The following is a 15,976-nucleotide window of genomic DNA, read 5'->3' as shown; positions in this document are numbered from 1 at the left end:
CGCGTTTCAGCGGAGCGTCAGAAAGCCTTCATCCGCCGATGCGCCTCGATGGCCTCGAACTTGGCGAGATTGTGCCGGGCATCGGCCAGCGCGTCGTGCGCGTCCTTCGGCACCGGCGGCAGCGCGGGCCGTCCGTGCTGATCCCAATGCTGGCGCAGCTCATTGGTGTAGCGCGGCAACGCATTCGGCAGATCCACCATCGACCCCCACAGCTGGCACAGGGCGACGTGGTCGTAAGCGCCCACCCAGGCCCACAGTTCGGGTTCCACCCCCGTCCGCGGCACCAGGAACTTGTACAGCTCCTCCCGGATCTTCTCCCGGCTCTTCCACAGCGGCGAGGCGGGCGGCGGCAGCTTCGGCAGCACGTTCCGGCGAACGAAAGGTCCGGCCTTCGACGCATCGAATTCGTTGGAGACGGCATAGTATTCGCGCCCGTCCTCACAGACGACGGCGATCGACACCAGATCGATGGTGACCCCGTCCTCGATGAATTCCGAGTCGTAAAAATACCGGATTGGTCTCTCCTCAGTTCGTTGCCGCTGACCTCTGTCATCGACGCTCCCCGACGATCTGCGCGGATCGTCCGATGTCCCACCCTAGGCAACCGCCCCGCCGCCCCGCCCGGCAGGCGCAGACCATCCGGCATGGTGTGATCGATCCCAGCCCTGGGGGTGGTCCAAGTCACCGCGAGCGGTCCGTATTCTGAACGGGTGAACTGGACCGTCGACGTACCGATCGATCGCTTGCCCGAGCTGCCCCCGTTGCCCGCCGAGCTGCGTCGCCGGCTGGATGACGCCCTGGCCCGTCCGGCCTTACAGCAGCCGTCGTGGGATCCCGAGCAGGCCGCCAAGATGCGCACCGTGCTGGAATCCGTGCCGCCCATCTGCGTGCCCGCCGAGGTCGAGGAGCTCAAGCTACGCCTGGCCGAGGTCGCGCGCGGCGAGGCTTTCCTCATGCAGGGCGGCGATTGCGCGGAGACCTTCGCCGACAACACCGAACCGCATATCCGCGGCAATATCCGCACCCTGTTGCAGATGGCCGTGGTGCTCACCTACGGCGCCAGCCTGCCGGTGGTCAAGGTCGCGCGCATCGCCGGCCAGTACGCCAAGCCGCGCTCCGCCGACACTGACGCGCTGGGCCTCAAGTCCTACCGCGGCGACATGGTGAACTCGCTGGTCGCCGAAGCCGGTCTGCGCGAGCACGATCCGTCGCGCCTGGTCCGCGCCTACGCCAATGCCTCGGCCGCGATGAACCTGGTGCGCGCGCTGACCTCCGCCGGCATGGCCGACCTGCACAAGGTGCACGACTGGAATCGCGAATTCGTCGCCCAGTCCCCGGCCGGCGCCCGCTACGAGGCGATGGCCACCGAGATCGATCGCGCGCTGGCGTTCATGAACGCCTGCCGGGTGAACGACCCGAACCTGTCCAGCGCGCGGCTGTACGCCAGTCATGAAGCGCTGGTGCTGGATTACGAACGCGCCATGCTGCGCCTGGCCGAGCATCCGGTCACCGGTGAGCCGTCGCTCTACGACCTGTCGGCGCACTTCCTGTGGATCGGTGAGCGCACCCGCGGGCTCGACGGCGCGCACATCGCCTTCGCCGAACTGCTCGCCAACCCGATCGGCTTGAAGATCGGCCCCACCACCACGCCGGAGATGGCGGTGGAGTACGTGGAGCGGCTGGACCCGAACAATGAGCCCGGCCGCCTGACCCTGGTCGCGCGCATGGGCAATGGCAAGGTGCGCGATGTGCTGCCCGCCATCATCGAGAAGGTGCAGGCCACCGGTCATCAGGTGATCTGGCAGTGCGATCCCATGCACGGCAACACGCACGAGGCGTCGACCGGTTACAAGACCCGGCACTTCGATCGCATCGTGGACGAGGTGCAGGGCTTCTTCGAGGTGCATCACGCGCTGGGCACCCACCCGGGCGGCCTGCACATCGAGCTCACCGGTGAGAACGTCACCGAATGCCTCGGTGGCGCCCAGGACATCTCGGATCTGAATCTCGAGGAGCGCTACGAGACCGCCTGCGATCCGCGCCTGAACACCCAGCAGTCCCTGGAGCTGGCCTTCCTGGTCGCCGAGATGCTGCGCTGAGTTCCGCACACGAGTACGGCCCGATCGGAATCCGATCGGGCCGTTCGCGTTTCCGGTGTTCCTATGGGATCAAGGCAACGCCACGAGGGTGATGGTCGCCCCCGGTTCCACACTCGCGTTGGGCGCGACGCTCTGCGAGATGACGATCGACGAGTCGTTGGCGGCCAACTGCCGCACCGTGACCGTCAAACCCATCCCCTCCAGTTTGGAGCGCGCGGTCGAGACGCTGTTGCCCAGCACCGAGGGCATCTCCAGCGCGTTGTTGACGATCAGCACCACGCCGTTGCCGGAATCCACGGTCGCCCCGGAGGCCGGATCGGTGCCGATGACCTGGCCGGACTTCACCTTGCCGTCGTATTCGCTGCGGGTGGAGCTGACCGTGAGCCCGGCCTTCTGAAGGGCGGTCCGCGCTTCTTCCTCGGTCTTGCCGCTCACATTGGGCACCTTGACCGGCTGGGATCCCTTGCTCTTGTAGACCTTCACCTGCGCGTTGGCGGGCAGTACGGTGCCGGGGCCCGGATCCACTTTGGCCACACTGCCTTTGGGTGCGGTACTGCCGACCTCGCCGCCGTCCACGGGGGTCAGTCCGGCCTCGCGAATGGCCTTGTTGACCGCGTCCACGGACTGCCCGGCCTGCACATCGGGGACCTTCGGTTTACCGCTGGAGACCAGCACCGCGATGGTCGCGCCCTTGAGCACCTTGCTGCCGGCGGACGGATCGGTGCCGACCACATTGCCCTGCGGAACGGTGTCGGAAGCCTTGTTGCGGATCTCGGTCTCGAAGCCGGCGGATTGCAGGGTGCTGACCGCCTTCTGCTGATCCATGCCCGCGATGGACGGCACCGCGTCGTAGCGCCCCACCCCGAGCCACCAGCCGCCGATGCCGAGCAGCAGCGCCAGGGTGATCACGATGCCGAGCCAGATCATCACTCGCCGCCGAGATCTGCCGCGATCCTCGATGAAATCGCCACGGCCGGAAGGCTGATCGGGGGGCGCGGCGGACGGCGCGTAATCGGGCGCCAATTCCCGTGCGGCCGTCATGACTCTGGTCTGCTGATGCGGCGGCTGCACGAATTCGGTGGGCGGATCCACCGGCAGCTTGGTAGTCATATCGGCCGCGCCGGCCGGGGCGTGCCGCGCACCGGCCGGCGCGTGCCGGGCGGCGGGGGCATGCCGGACCGGGCCGGGAGTGTGCGGGGCGCGGGCGGGCATTTGCGGAGTCGGACCGCCGACCCGGTAGCGCGAGCTGAGATGTTCGGCCGATTCCTGCGGCGCGGGCACCCGGTATTCGGGTAGCTGGAGGTCGCGGGCGATCCGGCGTAGCTCGCCCGCCATCTCGGTTGCGTTCGAGAAGCGATGCGAGGGTTCGCGGGCGGTGGCGTGCGCGACCAGTTCGTCGATCTCCGGCGGTACGCCGCCGATGAACCGGCTCGGGCTGGGCACATCCTTCTCGGTCCGCTGCAAGGCGATCGAGAGCGAATTGTCGCCGGTGAAAGGGGTACGCCCGGTGAGCATTTCGAAGATGAGAATGCCCGCCGAGTAGACGTCGCTGCGCGCGTCGGCATCGCCGGTGGTGACCTGTTCGGGCGAGAGGTAGGCGGCGGTGCCCAGTATCACGCTGTCGGCGGTGATCTTGGCCTCCGCGACCGCGCGCACCAGGCCGAAGTCGGCGATCTTGACTTCGCCGGAGTCGGAGATGAGGACGTTCTCGGGCTTGATATCGCGATGCACCAGCCCGGAGGCGTGCGCCACGCCGATGGCTTGCAGCACCGGTTCGGCAACCGCGCGCACCGCGTGCGGCGGCATCGGCCCGCGTTCGCGCAGCAGCTCGCGCAGGGTGCCGCCCTCGACCAATTCCATGATCAGGAACGGGTGGTCGCCGTCCACGCCCTGGTCGTACACCGCGACCAGCGAGGGGTGTTTGAGCTTGGCGACCGCGCGCGCCTCGAGCTCGAATCGCGTCAGGAATTGCGGATCGGATGCGAACTTCGGATCCATCACCTTGATAGCGACCGGTCGGTCCAAGCGGGTGTCGACCCCTCGGAACACCATGGACATACCGCCACGCGCGATCGGCGCGTCGATGCGGTAGCGCCCTTCCAGCATCTCGCCGATCAACTGACTATTGCCCTTCCACGTTGCCTGCCGCCCGGTGCGGCTCACCCGATGGTAGTCGCGTCGGGGTGTGATGCGGCCGTGGCGACGCGACCGACTACCGTTATCGGGGTGAGTGCCTTTCCTTGCAGCGAAGACGTCCTGCCGGCTTCGGTGACCCTGATCCCGCTGCCCGACGTGGCAGAACAGCTGGGCATGGTGGTCACCCGGGTGCACCAGATGCTGCGTGACCACCAGATCCTCGCGGTCCGCCGCGACGGCATCGCCGGCGTCCCCAAGGAGTTCTTCGACTCCACCGGGGCGGTCGCCAAGCATGTGACCCCGCTGATCACCGTCATGCGTGACGGTAAATACACCGACGAAGAGATCCTGGAATGGATCTACAAGGAGGACGACTCGCTGCCGGGTCGCCCCATCGATGCCCTGCACGGGCCCCTGGCGCGCGAGGTCATCCGCCGCGCCGCCGCGGATCCGTTCTGAGCCGACGATTCACCGTTCCCCGGCGCTGAGGTGCCGGGGAACTATCGGTATGTGCGCCGCAGGGGGCGGGAGGCGGCGAATTCCTTTGCGGCGACCCGGATTCGGCGGTGGCGGGGGACCACGGCGCGGCGGGTGAAGACGGCGTAGTCGGTGCGTTCGATTTCGTCGAGGATGCCGCTGTAGAGGGTGGCGGCGGTGCGGATGCCGGGGCGGACTCGCGCGGACAGCAGATCGATGCCGGGGGTGGCGCGGCGGTAGACGCCGCGGTTGACGGCGATCAGGTGGGCGAGGGCCCGGCGCACGCGCTGGTCGGTGCGGCCGGTTTCGCGGCAGTGCAGCAGGAGTCCGGCGTCCACGTCGAAGGCGGCCAGTTCGTCCGCGGGCAGGTAGACGCGGCCGCGGTCCAGGTCTTCGGCGATATCGCGCAGGAAATTGGTGAGCTGGAAGGCTTCACCGAGCGCGGCGGCCGCGGGTTCGGCTTCGGCGCGGGGGACCACGGTGCCGAGCACCGGAAGCAATTGCAGGCCGATGGCGGCGGCCGAACCGCGCATGTATTCGCGCAGAGCGTCCATGGACGGGTAGCGGTCGCGGTATTGCGGTCCGCCGGGGATGTCCATGCGCATGGAGTCGAGGAACACCCAGAAGTGTTCGGGCGCAATGCCATAGCGGCGGATGGTGTCGGAGACGGCGAGCAGGATGCGGTCTTCGTCGGTCGCCGGAGTATCCACCGGAGCCTGCGCCAGCCGCCCGCGTAGCTCGTATTCGATCCGGTCCAGCGACCGTGCCGATTCCGCGGCACGGGTGGGCGCGTCGGCGGCGTCCACGATGTCGTCCACCATGCGCGCGAACGCGTACAGCGCGTGCACTGCCGGTCTTCGCTCTGCTTCCAGCAGCCGCGTGGCCAGGAAATACGTCCGCCCGTGCGCGGCGGCGATCCGGCGGCAGTCCCGATAGGCGCGAGCCAGCCGCGCCTCGTCCTCGGATGCGGCCGGGCCACCGTCCACCGCACGCAGATGCGGATGTGCTTGCCCTAGCCCGGCATTCCGGTCGTGGTGCCCGAATTCCGCGTTGGTCATGTCGTGGTGGCGTGGCCGCCGTCGATCCGCGCGGCCTCGCGATGCGGGTGGTGGGCGCTCAGCTTCAACGGGTCCGCGTTCTTGAGCGACAGCGCCGCCACCACGGCCGCGAAGGTGGCCAGGGCGACGTGCAGGAAGCTGTACAGGCCGATGGACCCGTCGGGCTGGAACACCAGCATGAGCCAGGTACACACGCCGACCAGCCATTGCAATGTCCCGGTGGACAGCGCGAATCCGGCGGCGAGGGCGAGCGGCCACGAGTAGTACCAGGGCAGCGCGGCGGGGGAGAGGATGACGATCGCGACGAAGGCGACCAGGATGCCCATCACCGCTTCGCGTTCGGTGCTCTTGAACCGCCACCACGCCCACACCAGCACCGCGACCATGGCGATCGCGCAGATGGTCCGGGTCACCGACAGCACCGATTCCAGCCGCAGCGGCGTCACCCAGGTGACCATGTGCGCCAGCACGGTCGGCAGCGACAGCCAGTTGATGATCTTCTTCGACCCCGACAGCGCGGTCAGCCAGCCGACCCCGTCGCGCCCCAGCCCGGTCAGCCAGGTGGCGACGGTGAACACCAGCACGAACACCGCCACGCCCAGCCCGCTGATCTTGGCGAAAGTCCGCACCGGATGCGGCAGTTCGCCCTCGTTCTGCGCGGCCCGGCGTTCGCGTTCGTGAATCATCCAGATCCACACCAGGAATGGCAGCGCCACGCCCGCGGTCGCCTTCACCGCCACGCCGATCGCCACCACCACGATGCCCGCCGCGTGATGGTGCTCCAGCACCAGCGCGATGCCCGCGGTCATCAGCCCGACCATCAGCATCTCGTTGTGCACGCCGCCGATGAGATGGATCAGCACCAGCGGATTGAGCACCGCCAGCCACACCGCCACGGTCGGCTTGCCGCCGAGGTGTTTGGTCAGATGCGGTACCGCCCAGAGCATCAGCGCCAGGCCCGGCAGCATGACCAGCCGCAGCGCTATGGTCCCCGCCACCACGTTGTCACCGGTGATGGTGGTGATGCCGCGCGCCATGAGCAGGAAGATCGGCCCGTAGGGGGCGGTGGTGGTGGTCCAGACCGGGCTCACATTGTCCAGCAGCACACCGGGGTTCTGCACCGGCCCGACCAGGTACGGGTTGAAGCCGTCGCGCAGCAGCGCGCCCTGCGCCAGATACGAGTAGGCGTCGCGGCTGAACATGGGGACCGCGAACAGCAGCGGGAAGATCCAGATGCCGACGATGGCGCGCAGCTCGTTCAGGCTGACCGTCGCGCCCGGCTGATTGCCGATGACGATGCGCCCCAACCGCACCCACGCGGTGATCATGGCGATGACGCCGATCCAGACGAACACCGTGGACAGCACGTAGCCGTGCCCGAAGCGCAGCCACGACAGGTGCGCGGCCTCCAGCAGCGGATCGGTGCGGCGCAGGCTGCCCGCGCCGAAGCCGCCGAAGGTGATCAGCATGGCGCCGAAGAATCCGAGCGCGGCGGCGTGCCCTTCCGGGCTGCGGGCGAAGTCGGCGGCATTGCGCAACCAGTGCGGCGCGGCCAGGTGATCGTCCGGGTGCGCCGCCGCGGCCTCGCGGGCGCGGGTGGCGTCCGGGGCGATGGCGGCGTCCATATCGGGGGTCGGCATAAGGCGGTCGTTCCCCCCGGAAAGGTCGGCGGCGGCTGCGCGCGTTGGATTCAGGACGCCGGTCAGTCTAGTGCTTCACCGCCGGTGCTACCGCCCCGGTGCGGGGTGATCGGGTCCGGGCATGTCGGAGATCACCCCGTGATCCGCGCCGCAGCGAGTTTTCCGGAGAGTAGCACCGTCGGAACGCCTACGCCGGGGACGGTTCCGGAGCCGGCCAGCACGACGTTTTCGCGGCCGCGCACCAGGTTCCGGGTACGGAACGGACCGGTCTGACGGAACAGGTGGGCGGCGGAGAACGGCGTGCCCGCGAGCATGCCCTTGCGCGCCCAGGTGCGCGGGGTGTCGATGTGGTCGATGGTGAAGGCTTGCGAAATGCCTTGGTAGCCGCGGTTTTCCAGGGTTTCCAGGAGTTCGCGCAGGTAGTGGGGTGTGAGCCGGTCCCAGTCCAGCGGCGCCGCATCCAGATTCGGGCAGGGGGCCAGCAGGGAGAACGGTTCGTATCTGCGCGTCTCGCCCAACCGACCGGTCGCGTCGATATGCGGTTCGGTGCGGTCGATGTACAGGTTCGGGTCGGTCAGCGCCGGCCGGGTCAGCAACAGCGACGGATCGCTCATCAGCTTCCCGCGGCCGCGCCGGGCCGCGATCTCGGCGAAAGTCCGGGTCCACTCGTGCCCGAAGTCGATGGTGTGATGGGCCTGCACCGGCCAGTTCGCCGCCACATCCGCGGGCACCGTGCCGTGCGCGACCACTGCCGAGGGGGATGCGCGCAACCGGCGGCGGCGACGCAGCCCGAAGCGGCGCAGCGAGCCGATATCGGCCGTCACCACCAGTGCATCGCACCGCAGCGCCCGCCCGTCGGCGGTGTGCACGGCGGTCGCCCGCGCGCCGTCGTACTCGATCCCGGTGACCTCGGTCCCCAGTTCGAGCGTGCCGCCCGCATCCGTGAACGCCTTCGCCATGGCCGTGGCGATCGCCCGCATCCCGCCCTCCGGGTACGAAACGCCCAGGCAGGTATCCATATAGGGAATCGCCCCGTAGACCGCCAAGGCCTGATCCGGCGAGGTTCCCGCGAACAGCGCCTGGAAACTGAACAGCCGAGCCAACTGCTCATCGCCCATGATCTTGCGCACCCGCGGTCCGAGCCGCCCGAAAGCCCGCAGTCGCACCAGCTTCAGCAGCGCCCGCCGCTTGGCCGGGTAGCGCACCATGTCGAGGGGCGAATCGAAATTGGTGTCCATGAACTGCCCGAACTCGGCCTCGTACACTCCGCTCAGCCACCCCCGCAGTCGCCGATACCGTTGCGCCGCACCGGCATCCCGCACCCGCGCCACCTCGTCCGCCATGGCCTTCGGATCCGAGTAGACCCCCACCTCGCCGCCGTCGGCGAACCGCGCCCGATACGCGGGCTCCATCTCGATGATCCGCAGCCCGACGCCTTCGCGCGTCTGCCCGACAGCGGCCAGCGCCTCGTCGATCAGGCCGGGTATGGTCAGAATCGTTGCCCCGGAATCGATCTCATAGTCAGGCCCGCGATAGGACCCGACCCGGCCGCCCGGTCGATCGTCGCGCTCGAGCACGGTCACCTGCCGCCCCGCGCCCACCAGATGCAGTGCGGCCGCCAGCCCGGACAACCCGGCCCCGACCACCACGACCCGATCCGTCGCTCCCGCAACCGTTTTCATGCCGTGTCAGCCTTCCTGCCGCTGTCCGCGGTCTCTGTCGTGCGCCGGTGCGCCGATCCGGCTGCGGCGGACACGCGCCGGGGCGGCTGGACGGTATCAGTAGGCGCGTGCGGTGGCGGCCAGCGCCATCGCACGGAGTTGTCGTTTGGCGTCGCCGGTGGCGGTGCTGGCGTCCAGGGCGGTGAGGGCCTGTTCGGTGAGGCTGGTGATGCGTTGTTCGACGGCGTCGACGGCGCCCAATTCGGTGAGGACGCCACGCAATTCGGTGACCCGGTCCGGGGTCACGTCGGTGCCGAGGCTGGTGCGGATGAGGGTGGCGGCCGCCGGATTCACCTGGTCGGCGCGGTGCAGGGCTTCGGCGATGAGGACGGTGCGCTTGCCTTCGCGCAGGTCGTCGCCGGAGGGTTTGCCGGTGATGGCGGGGTCGCCGAAGACGCCGAGCAGGTCGTCGCGGAGCTGGAAGGCGATACCGATATCGGTGCCGAATTCGCGGTAGGCGGCGATCAGGTCGGCGTCGGCTCCGGCCAGCGCGGCGCCCATGTGCAGCGGCCGTTCGATGGTGTACGCGGCGGTTTTGTAGCGGTTGATGCGCAGCGCCGCCGCCACCGTCTCGTCGCCGCTGACCTCGCCGTAGATGTCCAGCAGCTGGCCGCCGAGCACCTCGGTGCGCATGCCCGCCCACACCGGGGCGAAGCGCGCGGCCGCGGCGGCGGGCAGCCCCGCGTCGCGCACCATATCGTCGGCCCAGGCCAGCGCCAGGTCGCCGATCAGCACGGCGACGCTCTCGCCGTAGTGAGCGGAATCACCCGCCCAGCCCTGATCGCGGTGCCGCCCTTCGTAATCCACGTGCACGGTCGGGAATCCGCGCCGGGTGCGCGAGGAATCGATGATGTCGTCGTGGATCAGCGCGCACGCCTGCACCAGTTCGAGGGCCGAACAGGCGGTCAGCACCGCATCGGCCTCGGCCTCCTCCGCATCGCGCCCCGCGCCCAGCCAGCCGGTCCACGCGAAGGCGGGCCGCGTCCGCTTCCCGCCGCGCAGCACGAAATCCTCCAGGGCTTGCGCGGCGTCCACGAACACCGGCCCGAGCGGCTCCACGATCTCCTTGCGGGAGACGAAGAACCCCGTGAGCCGTTCCTCCACGGCGGCGACGACTGATCCCGCGCCGACCGGAGTGCGGGTCGGAGTACCAGGTCCGGCGGACAGAGGAACCTCCTGAGCTGTGGCCGCGCTCCCCGCGCGACGCCGACGAATCCCCGCCGCCGACTGTACCGAGCGCCCGGTCCCCGCACCGCATCGGTCGCACAACAGCACCGCCGCCCTGCGGGCGCGTTCCGCGGGGCGGCCGGGTGCATGACGCGACGAGCCGCGACGTGGCTCTCCGTCCGCGCAATCTCAGTGGCTGCGAGGGTCTGCGCATCTCGGTGGTCGCGGGGGCTGCGGATCTCGGTTGTCGTGGGGCTGCGGATCTCGGTGGTCGCGGGGGCTGCGGATCTCGGTTGTCGTGGGGCCTGCGCATCTCGGTGGTCGCGGGAGGTCTGCGCATCTCGGTAGCCGGGCAGCGCGGTGCCGAGCACCGAGCGCTCGCCGTCGTGCAGGCTGGACCCGGTCGGCGAGTTGGATGCTGCCGAATGCCCGGCGCGGGTCGGCGCGGCCCGGCCTGCGGGCGAAGTCGCAGCGCATCGAGGCTGTCGCCCGGCCTCGAGTGCCGGGGCCCCCGTCGAGCGTGTCGGCCGACCCTTAAAATGGCCGGGTGAGTTTCGACAATGTACGGGGATATTCGACCCCTGGCCGAGTTTCCCGCACACCGCAAGTGTCCGGAACTCGCTCGGTGGTGCAGCAGCTGGGCCCGCGGCCCGATGGGTCGATTCCGTTCTCGGTCGAGTTCAATCCGCCGCGTGACGCGGCCGGTGAGGCTCGGTTGTGGCGGGCGGCGCGGGAGTTCGAGCGGCTGCATCCGGCGTTCGTGTCGATGACTTACGGTGCGGGCGGTTCGACCCGTGATCGCACCATCCGGGTGACCGGTCAGCTGGCGCGCGAGACCACGCTGCTGACGGTGGCGCATCTGACCGCCGTGGATCACAGTGTCGCCGAATTGCGTTCGATCGTCGGCGCCTACGCGGATTCGGGGATCCGGAATCTCCTGGTGCTGCGCGGTGATCCGCCGGGCGACCCGCTGGGGGAGTGGGTGCAGCATCCCGAAGGCGTCGAATACGCCGACGAGCTGGTGCGCATGGTGCGCGACCTCGGCGACTTCCATGTCGGCGTGGCCTCGTTCCCGCAGGGGCATCCGCGCTCCACCAGCCTCGAGCAGGACACCGCGCACCTGGCCGCGAAACTGCGTGCGGGCGCGGAGTATTCGATCACCCAGATGTTCTTCGACGTCGATCACTATCTGCGCCTGCGCGACCGCGTGGCAAAGCATGATCCGGTCGAGGGCGACAAGCCGATCATTCCCGAGCTGATGCCGATCACCTCGCTGCGCACCGTGCAGCGCGCGGTCGAACTGTCGGGCCGGGAACTGCCCACCGCCGTGCTGGAACGCCTGCGCAAGGCGGCCGGCGACGGCCCGGAGGAGGATCGCGCCGCGGTGCGCGCCGCCGGTATCGAGATCGCCACCGAGATGGCGCAGCGGCTCATCGACGAGGGCGCGCCCTGCCTGCACTTCATCACCCTGAATTTCGCCAAGGCCACCAGCGAAGTGCTGGCGAACCTCGGCTACACGGTGTCGGCGGCTCCCGCGCCCGCCTGATATCCGCTCACGCACGCCGGGTCACAACGCCCGGCGTGCCGAGTGAAATACCAGGACTTCGCTGGTAGGCGGAGTACCGTCCCCCTTCGGACCATGATTTCGAGGGGAGCGAGCGAATGCCTGTGATGACCGATCTCATCCGTATCGCGGGCGTGCTCGGGGCCTGCGCCGTGCTCACCGCCACCGGCCCGGCAACCGCCGCGCCATCCGGCGAACCGCAAGTCATCGCCCCCGCGGCCGGAGCCGACCAGTTCGCCGCTCCCGCAACGGGCACCGCCCAGGCCGCCGCCATGCTGGCCGCCATCAACCGCGCCGGTCAGGCCGCCGCCCCAGCCGACTGGTTCTCCGTCTACGGCCAAACCCTCGACGGCCTACAGGCTTTGGGCGTCGAGCCGTTCCTCTACCCGACCGCCTCCCCGTTCTGCCTGAACGGCACCGCGCTCGGCCTCGCCCCCGCCGTAGCGGGCGCGATCCCCGGCCCTTGGCCCCGCTACGCGGTCTCCATCCCCGGCCTCGACCTCTCGGCCGTCAAAGCGGGCCAGACCATGTTCGCCTTCGTCCCCTACGGTCTCAACGCCGACGGCGCCGATACCTCGGGCATGCAGGTCATCTGGCTCAACCTCACCACCGGCCGCGGCGGCGCGGCCCCGATGGGTTCGATGGCCCAGGTCGTCAACAACATGATCCCGCCGCAAGTCCCGGTCGAACTCCGCCCCGTGGTCGAACAAGCCGTCAGCGACTTCTTCACCAGCGCCCTGCCCCGCGGCGGCGTCCGCGCCGTCCCGGTCGACACCGGCTCGGGCACCGTCCTGGCCGCCATGTTCGGCGTCGTCCGCAACGGCCAGAACTCCTGCTTCTTCTTCCCGACCGTCGGAATCACCCCCGTCCCCTGAAACTCGCCCGTCGACAGTGAAACCAGCTCGGCCGCAACAGAGCTGGCCCGTCGGCAATGAAACCAGGTCGGTGGCAGCAGAACTGATCTAACGGCAACGAAATCGGATCGGCCGCGACGGATAGGCTCCGCGGCTTCGATGTCGGCGGCTGTAACGCGTCGCCGGGCGGTGGATACGCGCTTGTGGCGTTCTAGTTCCGCGCTCGGTAGACGCGCCCGCCGCGAGGGCTGATTCCCAGCTCACTGATCCGGGGTCAGTGGCCGACTCTTCCGTGCCAGTGCGTGTGTCCGGTGCGCGCGATGTGAACGTGCCGACAGTCGTGCGTACGCGGCCACCGACGCCGGTTGTGCCAGCGACGCAACGGGTATCGGCGCGCGGTGTCGCCCTGCCGGGCGGTGGATACGCGCTTGTGGCGTTCTATGTTCTGCGTTCTGTAGCCACACCCGCCGCAGGAGCTGCGGCCTGGCTCACCGATCCGAGGTGAGGGGCCGTCCCTTCCATGCCAGTGCGTGTGTCCGGTGCGCGCGATGTGAACGCGTCGACAGTCGTGCATACGCGGCCACGGATAGCGGATGTGCCAGCGACGCAACGATATCGGCGAGTGGAACCGTCCCGCCGCGCTCGGTGGAGCGGGCGAGTATCCGCCCGGTCACTCCCGCCGCGTAGCCCAGCAGCCCGGTGCGGCGGACCGCTCCACGCCCGAAGAGGGCGGCCAGCGGTGGTAGCCAATAGGCGAGCGCCGCGACCAGCCCGACGGCCAGGCTGCCCGCTGATCCGCCGTAGGCCGACCACAACCACCGGGTGTAGCCCGCCTCGACTTCGCTTGCACCCCGGTACATCCGGGTGGAGGCGACCTGTCCGCCGCCGACCAGTGCGGTCCGCCGCCCTGCCCGCCGCAGCTCTCGTGCGATCGCCAGATCCTCGGTGACTCGATCCGCGACTGCCGCGTGCCCGCCGATCGCGTGATACGCCTCGGCGTCGAACACCAGAAACTGGCCGCACGCCACCGCCATCGACGGGCGCAGACTCCGATTCCCCACCGCCACCGGCAAAGTCGAGGCCCACGACCAGGCCAGCAGCGGCTGCACCAGCCGCTCGGCCGCGGTCTCGGCCAGCTGGCGCGGCCACGGGCAGACCAGGGCCGTCCCGGATTGCCGCAACTCGGTGACCGCCGCCGCCACCGCCCCCGGCGTCAAACGTACGTCCGCGTCCAGGAATACGAGCACACCTGTGTCACCGGCCAGGTCCGCGAGCCGGGCGCAGGCCGCGGTTTTTCCGGTCCAGCCGGGGCGTGGCTCGTTCTGGTTGCGCACCAGGGTGAATCGGGCATCGTCGGTGATCGCCGCCGCCGCTGCCGCGTAGGTCTCATCGGTTGAGGCGTCGTCGAGGATGACGATGCGCAGATGTGGAATGCCCTGCTGGGCGCGGAGATCCGCGATCAGGGCGGGGAGGCGGTCGGCCTCGTCGCGGGCCGGGACGCAGACGGTGACCGGTTCGGTCACCGTCTCGGGGCGATCGCGGAGCTGGCGCAGGGTGAGCCGATTGCCCAGGGCGGCAACGGCTCCGGCGACGGCGATGGTGGTTCCGGCCCGCACCAGGCGGGTCGCGATCAATCCCGGTCGCTGAAGGTCTTGTCGGGGCGGATCCAGCGGGCGGCGCGCACGTAGGCCGGCGGATCGGGGTTGCGGCTCATGTAGGCCAGCACCGCGACCACGGCGGCGACCGCCAGCGTGATGCCGCCGACGATGCCCGCCCAGCCCGCGAAGGAGCGGGTATTGGGGTCGGAGTAGCCGACTTCGGCGTTCAGGTTGGAGACCTCGCCGGCGGGCAGCTTCCAGGTCACCACGGAATCGCCTTCGCGGGTGCCGTTGGTGGTGGCGACGCGCGCCGGGAAGGCCACGGTGAACTGGACGTCGGAGCCGCGCGGCGGCAGGCTCTTCAGGTCGACGCGGCCGGTCAGCGTGACCAGGTCGCCGGAGCGGCTGAACTGGAGGGTGAACATGCCCTGGGTCTGGTCCGAGAGGCTGCCCAGCTGCTGCACCTCGCCGAAGGTCAGATCGTCGAAGTAGACCTGGCTGCCGACGTACCCGTCCTGCGAGTAGGTGTCCACGCGCACCTTGGACGAGAGCGCGTCGGGCGCTTTCAGCTGCGGGCCCTTGTCCTGATTGTTCTGCGGCACGGCCGCCGCGATGATGCGCCCGGAGACCCGGTCGTTGGAGGAGACGCCCATCGACACCTGCACGCGCAGGCAGCCGGTCAGCATGACCGCCAGAGCCGCGAAAAGTACGGCCGCCGCGACGCGCACCCAGCGGCGCGGTCGCCGCGCAACCGGCGCGGATTCGAGCGTTTCCTCAACGATGGCGATGATCGGACTCGGCTGCACGGCTCACATCGTGCCATGACCCTGCGGCCACAGCGTGATTCGACGGGCGCGTAACGCCCGAACCAGCGGAAACCCGAGCACGCCGAGCCCGAGAAAGCCGTAGATCGCCGACACCGGCAGTCCGAGGAACACCGCGTGCGCGAGCGCCGACCCGAGCCAGGTCCACCCGAACACCGCGATCGGAACGATCCGCGCCTCCCGGTTGTCGGCCGCACTCCGATCCCACGCCTCCAGCAGCCCGGCCATCACCAAGGCGACTCCGAGCCAACCCAGATAATTCGTGACCGGGATATCCGCCAACCCTGGCAACCCGGCGATCGGCGAGCACCACGTCCACTGATCGTCCGCCACCATCTGCGGATCCAGGAACAGATCCCACCCCACCGCACCGATCGCCGTCATCGAAATCCGCTGCCAAGCACGGGAATACAGCGACTTCGCAACGAACCACACGGGATACAGCCCACCGGTCCAAGCCAGCGGCACGATCAGCGGAACCCCCGCCGGCTCCGGCCCGATGCGCCCGCTCGCATAGTCATAGCAACCGAAAGGCACGCCGGTCGCCGTCCCGATCACCTCGGCAATGAACCCGACCCCGGACACGATCACCAGGAACCCGGCCGCCCAGCGCACCCCACGCGTGATCGCCGCATGCGTCAAAGCCGTAGCGGCCGAGAGCAACACCACCGCCACCGTCACCCGGTCGCGCGCGACCCCGTGCATGAGCGGATAGGTGATCTGCACCAAGACGAGCAGCACCGCAGGCAGCGCCGCAACCGCCGTTTGCCTGTTCACCATGTTGCGGCGCGGCGACCGGCAGCGCGGTTCGCGGTGCGGTCCGGCGCCGTGGCGGACT

General features: G+C 69.4%; 13 protein-coding genes. 4 read left to right on the top strand and 9 right to left on the bottom strand.

What is annotated here, in order from left to right:
- Positions 1–17 precede the first annotated feature (17 nt).
- Positions 18–515 (bottom strand): polyadenylate-specific 3'-exoribonuclease AS, encoded by a 498-nt coding sequence (locus NI1_RS34875; protein ID WP_067830095.1) that lies wholly within the window; start codon positions 513–515, stop codon positions 18–20.
- Between the two features lie 195 nt (positions 516–710).
- On the opposite strand from NI1_RS34875, the gene NI1_RS34870 reads away from it, so the two are divergent.
- The gene (locus NI1_RS34870; RefSeq protein WP_067830418.1) at positions 711–2,099 is read left to right on the top strand and encodes a class II 3-deoxy-7-phosphoheptulonate synthase; all 1,389 of its coding nucleotides are present in this window, start codon (positions 711–713) and stop codon (positions 2,097–2,099) included.
- A 69-nt stretch (positions 2,100–2,168) separates the two neighbouring features.
- Here NI1_RS34870 and NI1_RS34865 read toward each other — a convergent pair whose 3' ends face one another.
- On the bottom strand, positions 2,169–4,205 hold the full coding sequence (locus NI1_RS34865) for a Stk1 family PASTA domain-containing Ser/Thr kinase (RefSeq protein WP_084524198.1): 2,037 nt from the start codon (positions 4,203–4,205) through the stop codon (positions 2,169–2,171).
- A 120-nt stretch (positions 4,206–4,325) separates the two neighbouring features.
- Here NI1_RS34865 and NI1_RS34860 point away from each other — a divergent pair, with 120 nt between their 5' ends.
- Positions 4,326–4,694 (top strand): Rv2175c family DNA-binding protein, encoded by a 369-nt coding sequence (locus NI1_RS34860; protein ID WP_067830090.1) that lies wholly within the window; start codon positions 4,326–4,328, stop codon positions 4,692–4,694.
- A 41-nt stretch (positions 4,695–4,735) separates the two neighbouring features.
- Here NI1_RS34860 and NI1_RS34855 read toward each other — a convergent pair whose 3' ends face one another.
- The 4 genes from NI1_RS34855 to NI1_RS34840 form a co-directional block, all read right to left on the bottom strand.
- Complete coding sequence (locus NI1_RS34855; RefSeq protein ID WP_084524197.1) at positions 4,736–5,770, bottom strand: phytoene/squalene synthase family protein; 1,035 nt, start codon at positions 5,768–5,770, stop codon at positions 4,736–4,738.
- On the bottom strand, positions 5,767–7,410 hold the full coding sequence (locus tag NI1_RS34850) for an alpha-(1->6)-mannopyranosyltransferase A (RefSeq protein ID WP_245663562.1): 1,644 nt from the start codon (positions 7,408–7,410) through the stop codon (positions 5,767–5,769). The genes NI1_RS34855 and NI1_RS34850 overlap by 4 nt, the downstream gene beginning before the upstream one ends.
- Positions 7,411–7,541: 131 nt before the next feature.
- Positions 7,542–9,092: a phytoene desaturase family protein gene (gene crtI / locus NI1_RS34845; RefSeq protein ID WP_067830088.1), complete on the bottom strand. Its 1,551-nt coding sequence runs from the start codon at positions 9,090–9,092 to the stop codon at positions 7,542–7,544.
- 96 nt (positions 9,093–9,188) lie between these two features.
- Positions 9,189–10,346 (bottom strand): polyprenyl synthetase family protein, encoded by a 1,158-nt coding sequence (locus tag NI1_RS34840; protein WP_084524221.1) that lies wholly within the window; start codon positions 10,344–10,346, stop codon positions 9,189–9,191.
- A 499-nt stretch (positions 10,347–10,845) separates the two neighbouring features.
- Here NI1_RS34840 and NI1_RS34835 point away from each other — a divergent pair, with 499 nt between their 5' ends.
- Together NI1_RS34835 and NI1_RS34830 are read left to right on the top strand one after the other, a co-directional pair.
- On the top strand, positions 10,846–11,844 hold the full coding sequence (locus NI1_RS34835; protein WP_084524196.1) for a methylenetetrahydrofolate reductase: 999 nt from the start codon (positions 10,846–10,848) through the stop codon (positions 11,842–11,844).
- Positions 11,845–11,960: 116 nt separating this feature from the next.
- Positions 11,961–12,737 (top strand): hypothetical protein, encoded by a 777-nt coding sequence (locus tag NI1_RS34830; RefSeq protein WP_245663559.1) that lies wholly within the window; start codon positions 11,961–11,963, stop codon positions 12,735–12,737.
- 467 nt (positions 12,738–13,204) lie between these two features.
- Here NI1_RS34830 and NI1_RS34825 read toward each other — a convergent pair whose 3' ends face one another.
- The 3 genes from NI1_RS34825 to NI1_RS34815 are packed head-to-tail and all read right to left on the bottom strand — an operon-like array spanning position 13,205 to position 15,918.
- Positions 13,205–14,350, bottom strand: a complete 1,146-nt coding sequence (locus tag NI1_RS34825; RefSeq protein ID WP_067830082.1) for a glycosyltransferase family 2 protein — start codon at positions 14,348–14,350, stop codon at positions 13,205–13,207.
- Entirely contained in the window at positions 14,347–15,120 is a 774-nt protein-coding gene (locus NI1_RS34820; protein ID WP_067830079.1) for an LppM family (lipo)protein, read from the bottom strand. Before NI1_RS34820 ends, NI1_RS34825 begins: the two co-directional genes overlap by 4 nt.
- Positions 15,121–15,123: 3 nt before the next feature.
- Positions 15,124–15,918 carry a carotenoid biosynthesis protein gene (locus NI1_RS34815; protein WP_067830076.1) on the bottom strand — a complete coding sequence of 265 codons (795 nt, stop codon included), beginning with the start codon at positions 15,916–15,918 and terminating at the stop codon, positions 15,124–15,126.
- Positions 15,919–15,976: the final 58 nt, after the last annotated feature.

It is taken from the genome of Nocardia inohanensis NBRC 100128, assembly GCF_001612945.1.
In the GTDB taxonomy this organism is placed as follows: domain Bacteria; phylum Actinomycetota; class Actinomycetes; order Mycobacteriales; family Mycobacteriaceae; genus Nocardia; species Nocardia inohanensis.
Note: the sequence above shows the minus strand (reverse complement) of the source record. Positions and strands in the feature narration are given on the sequence as shown.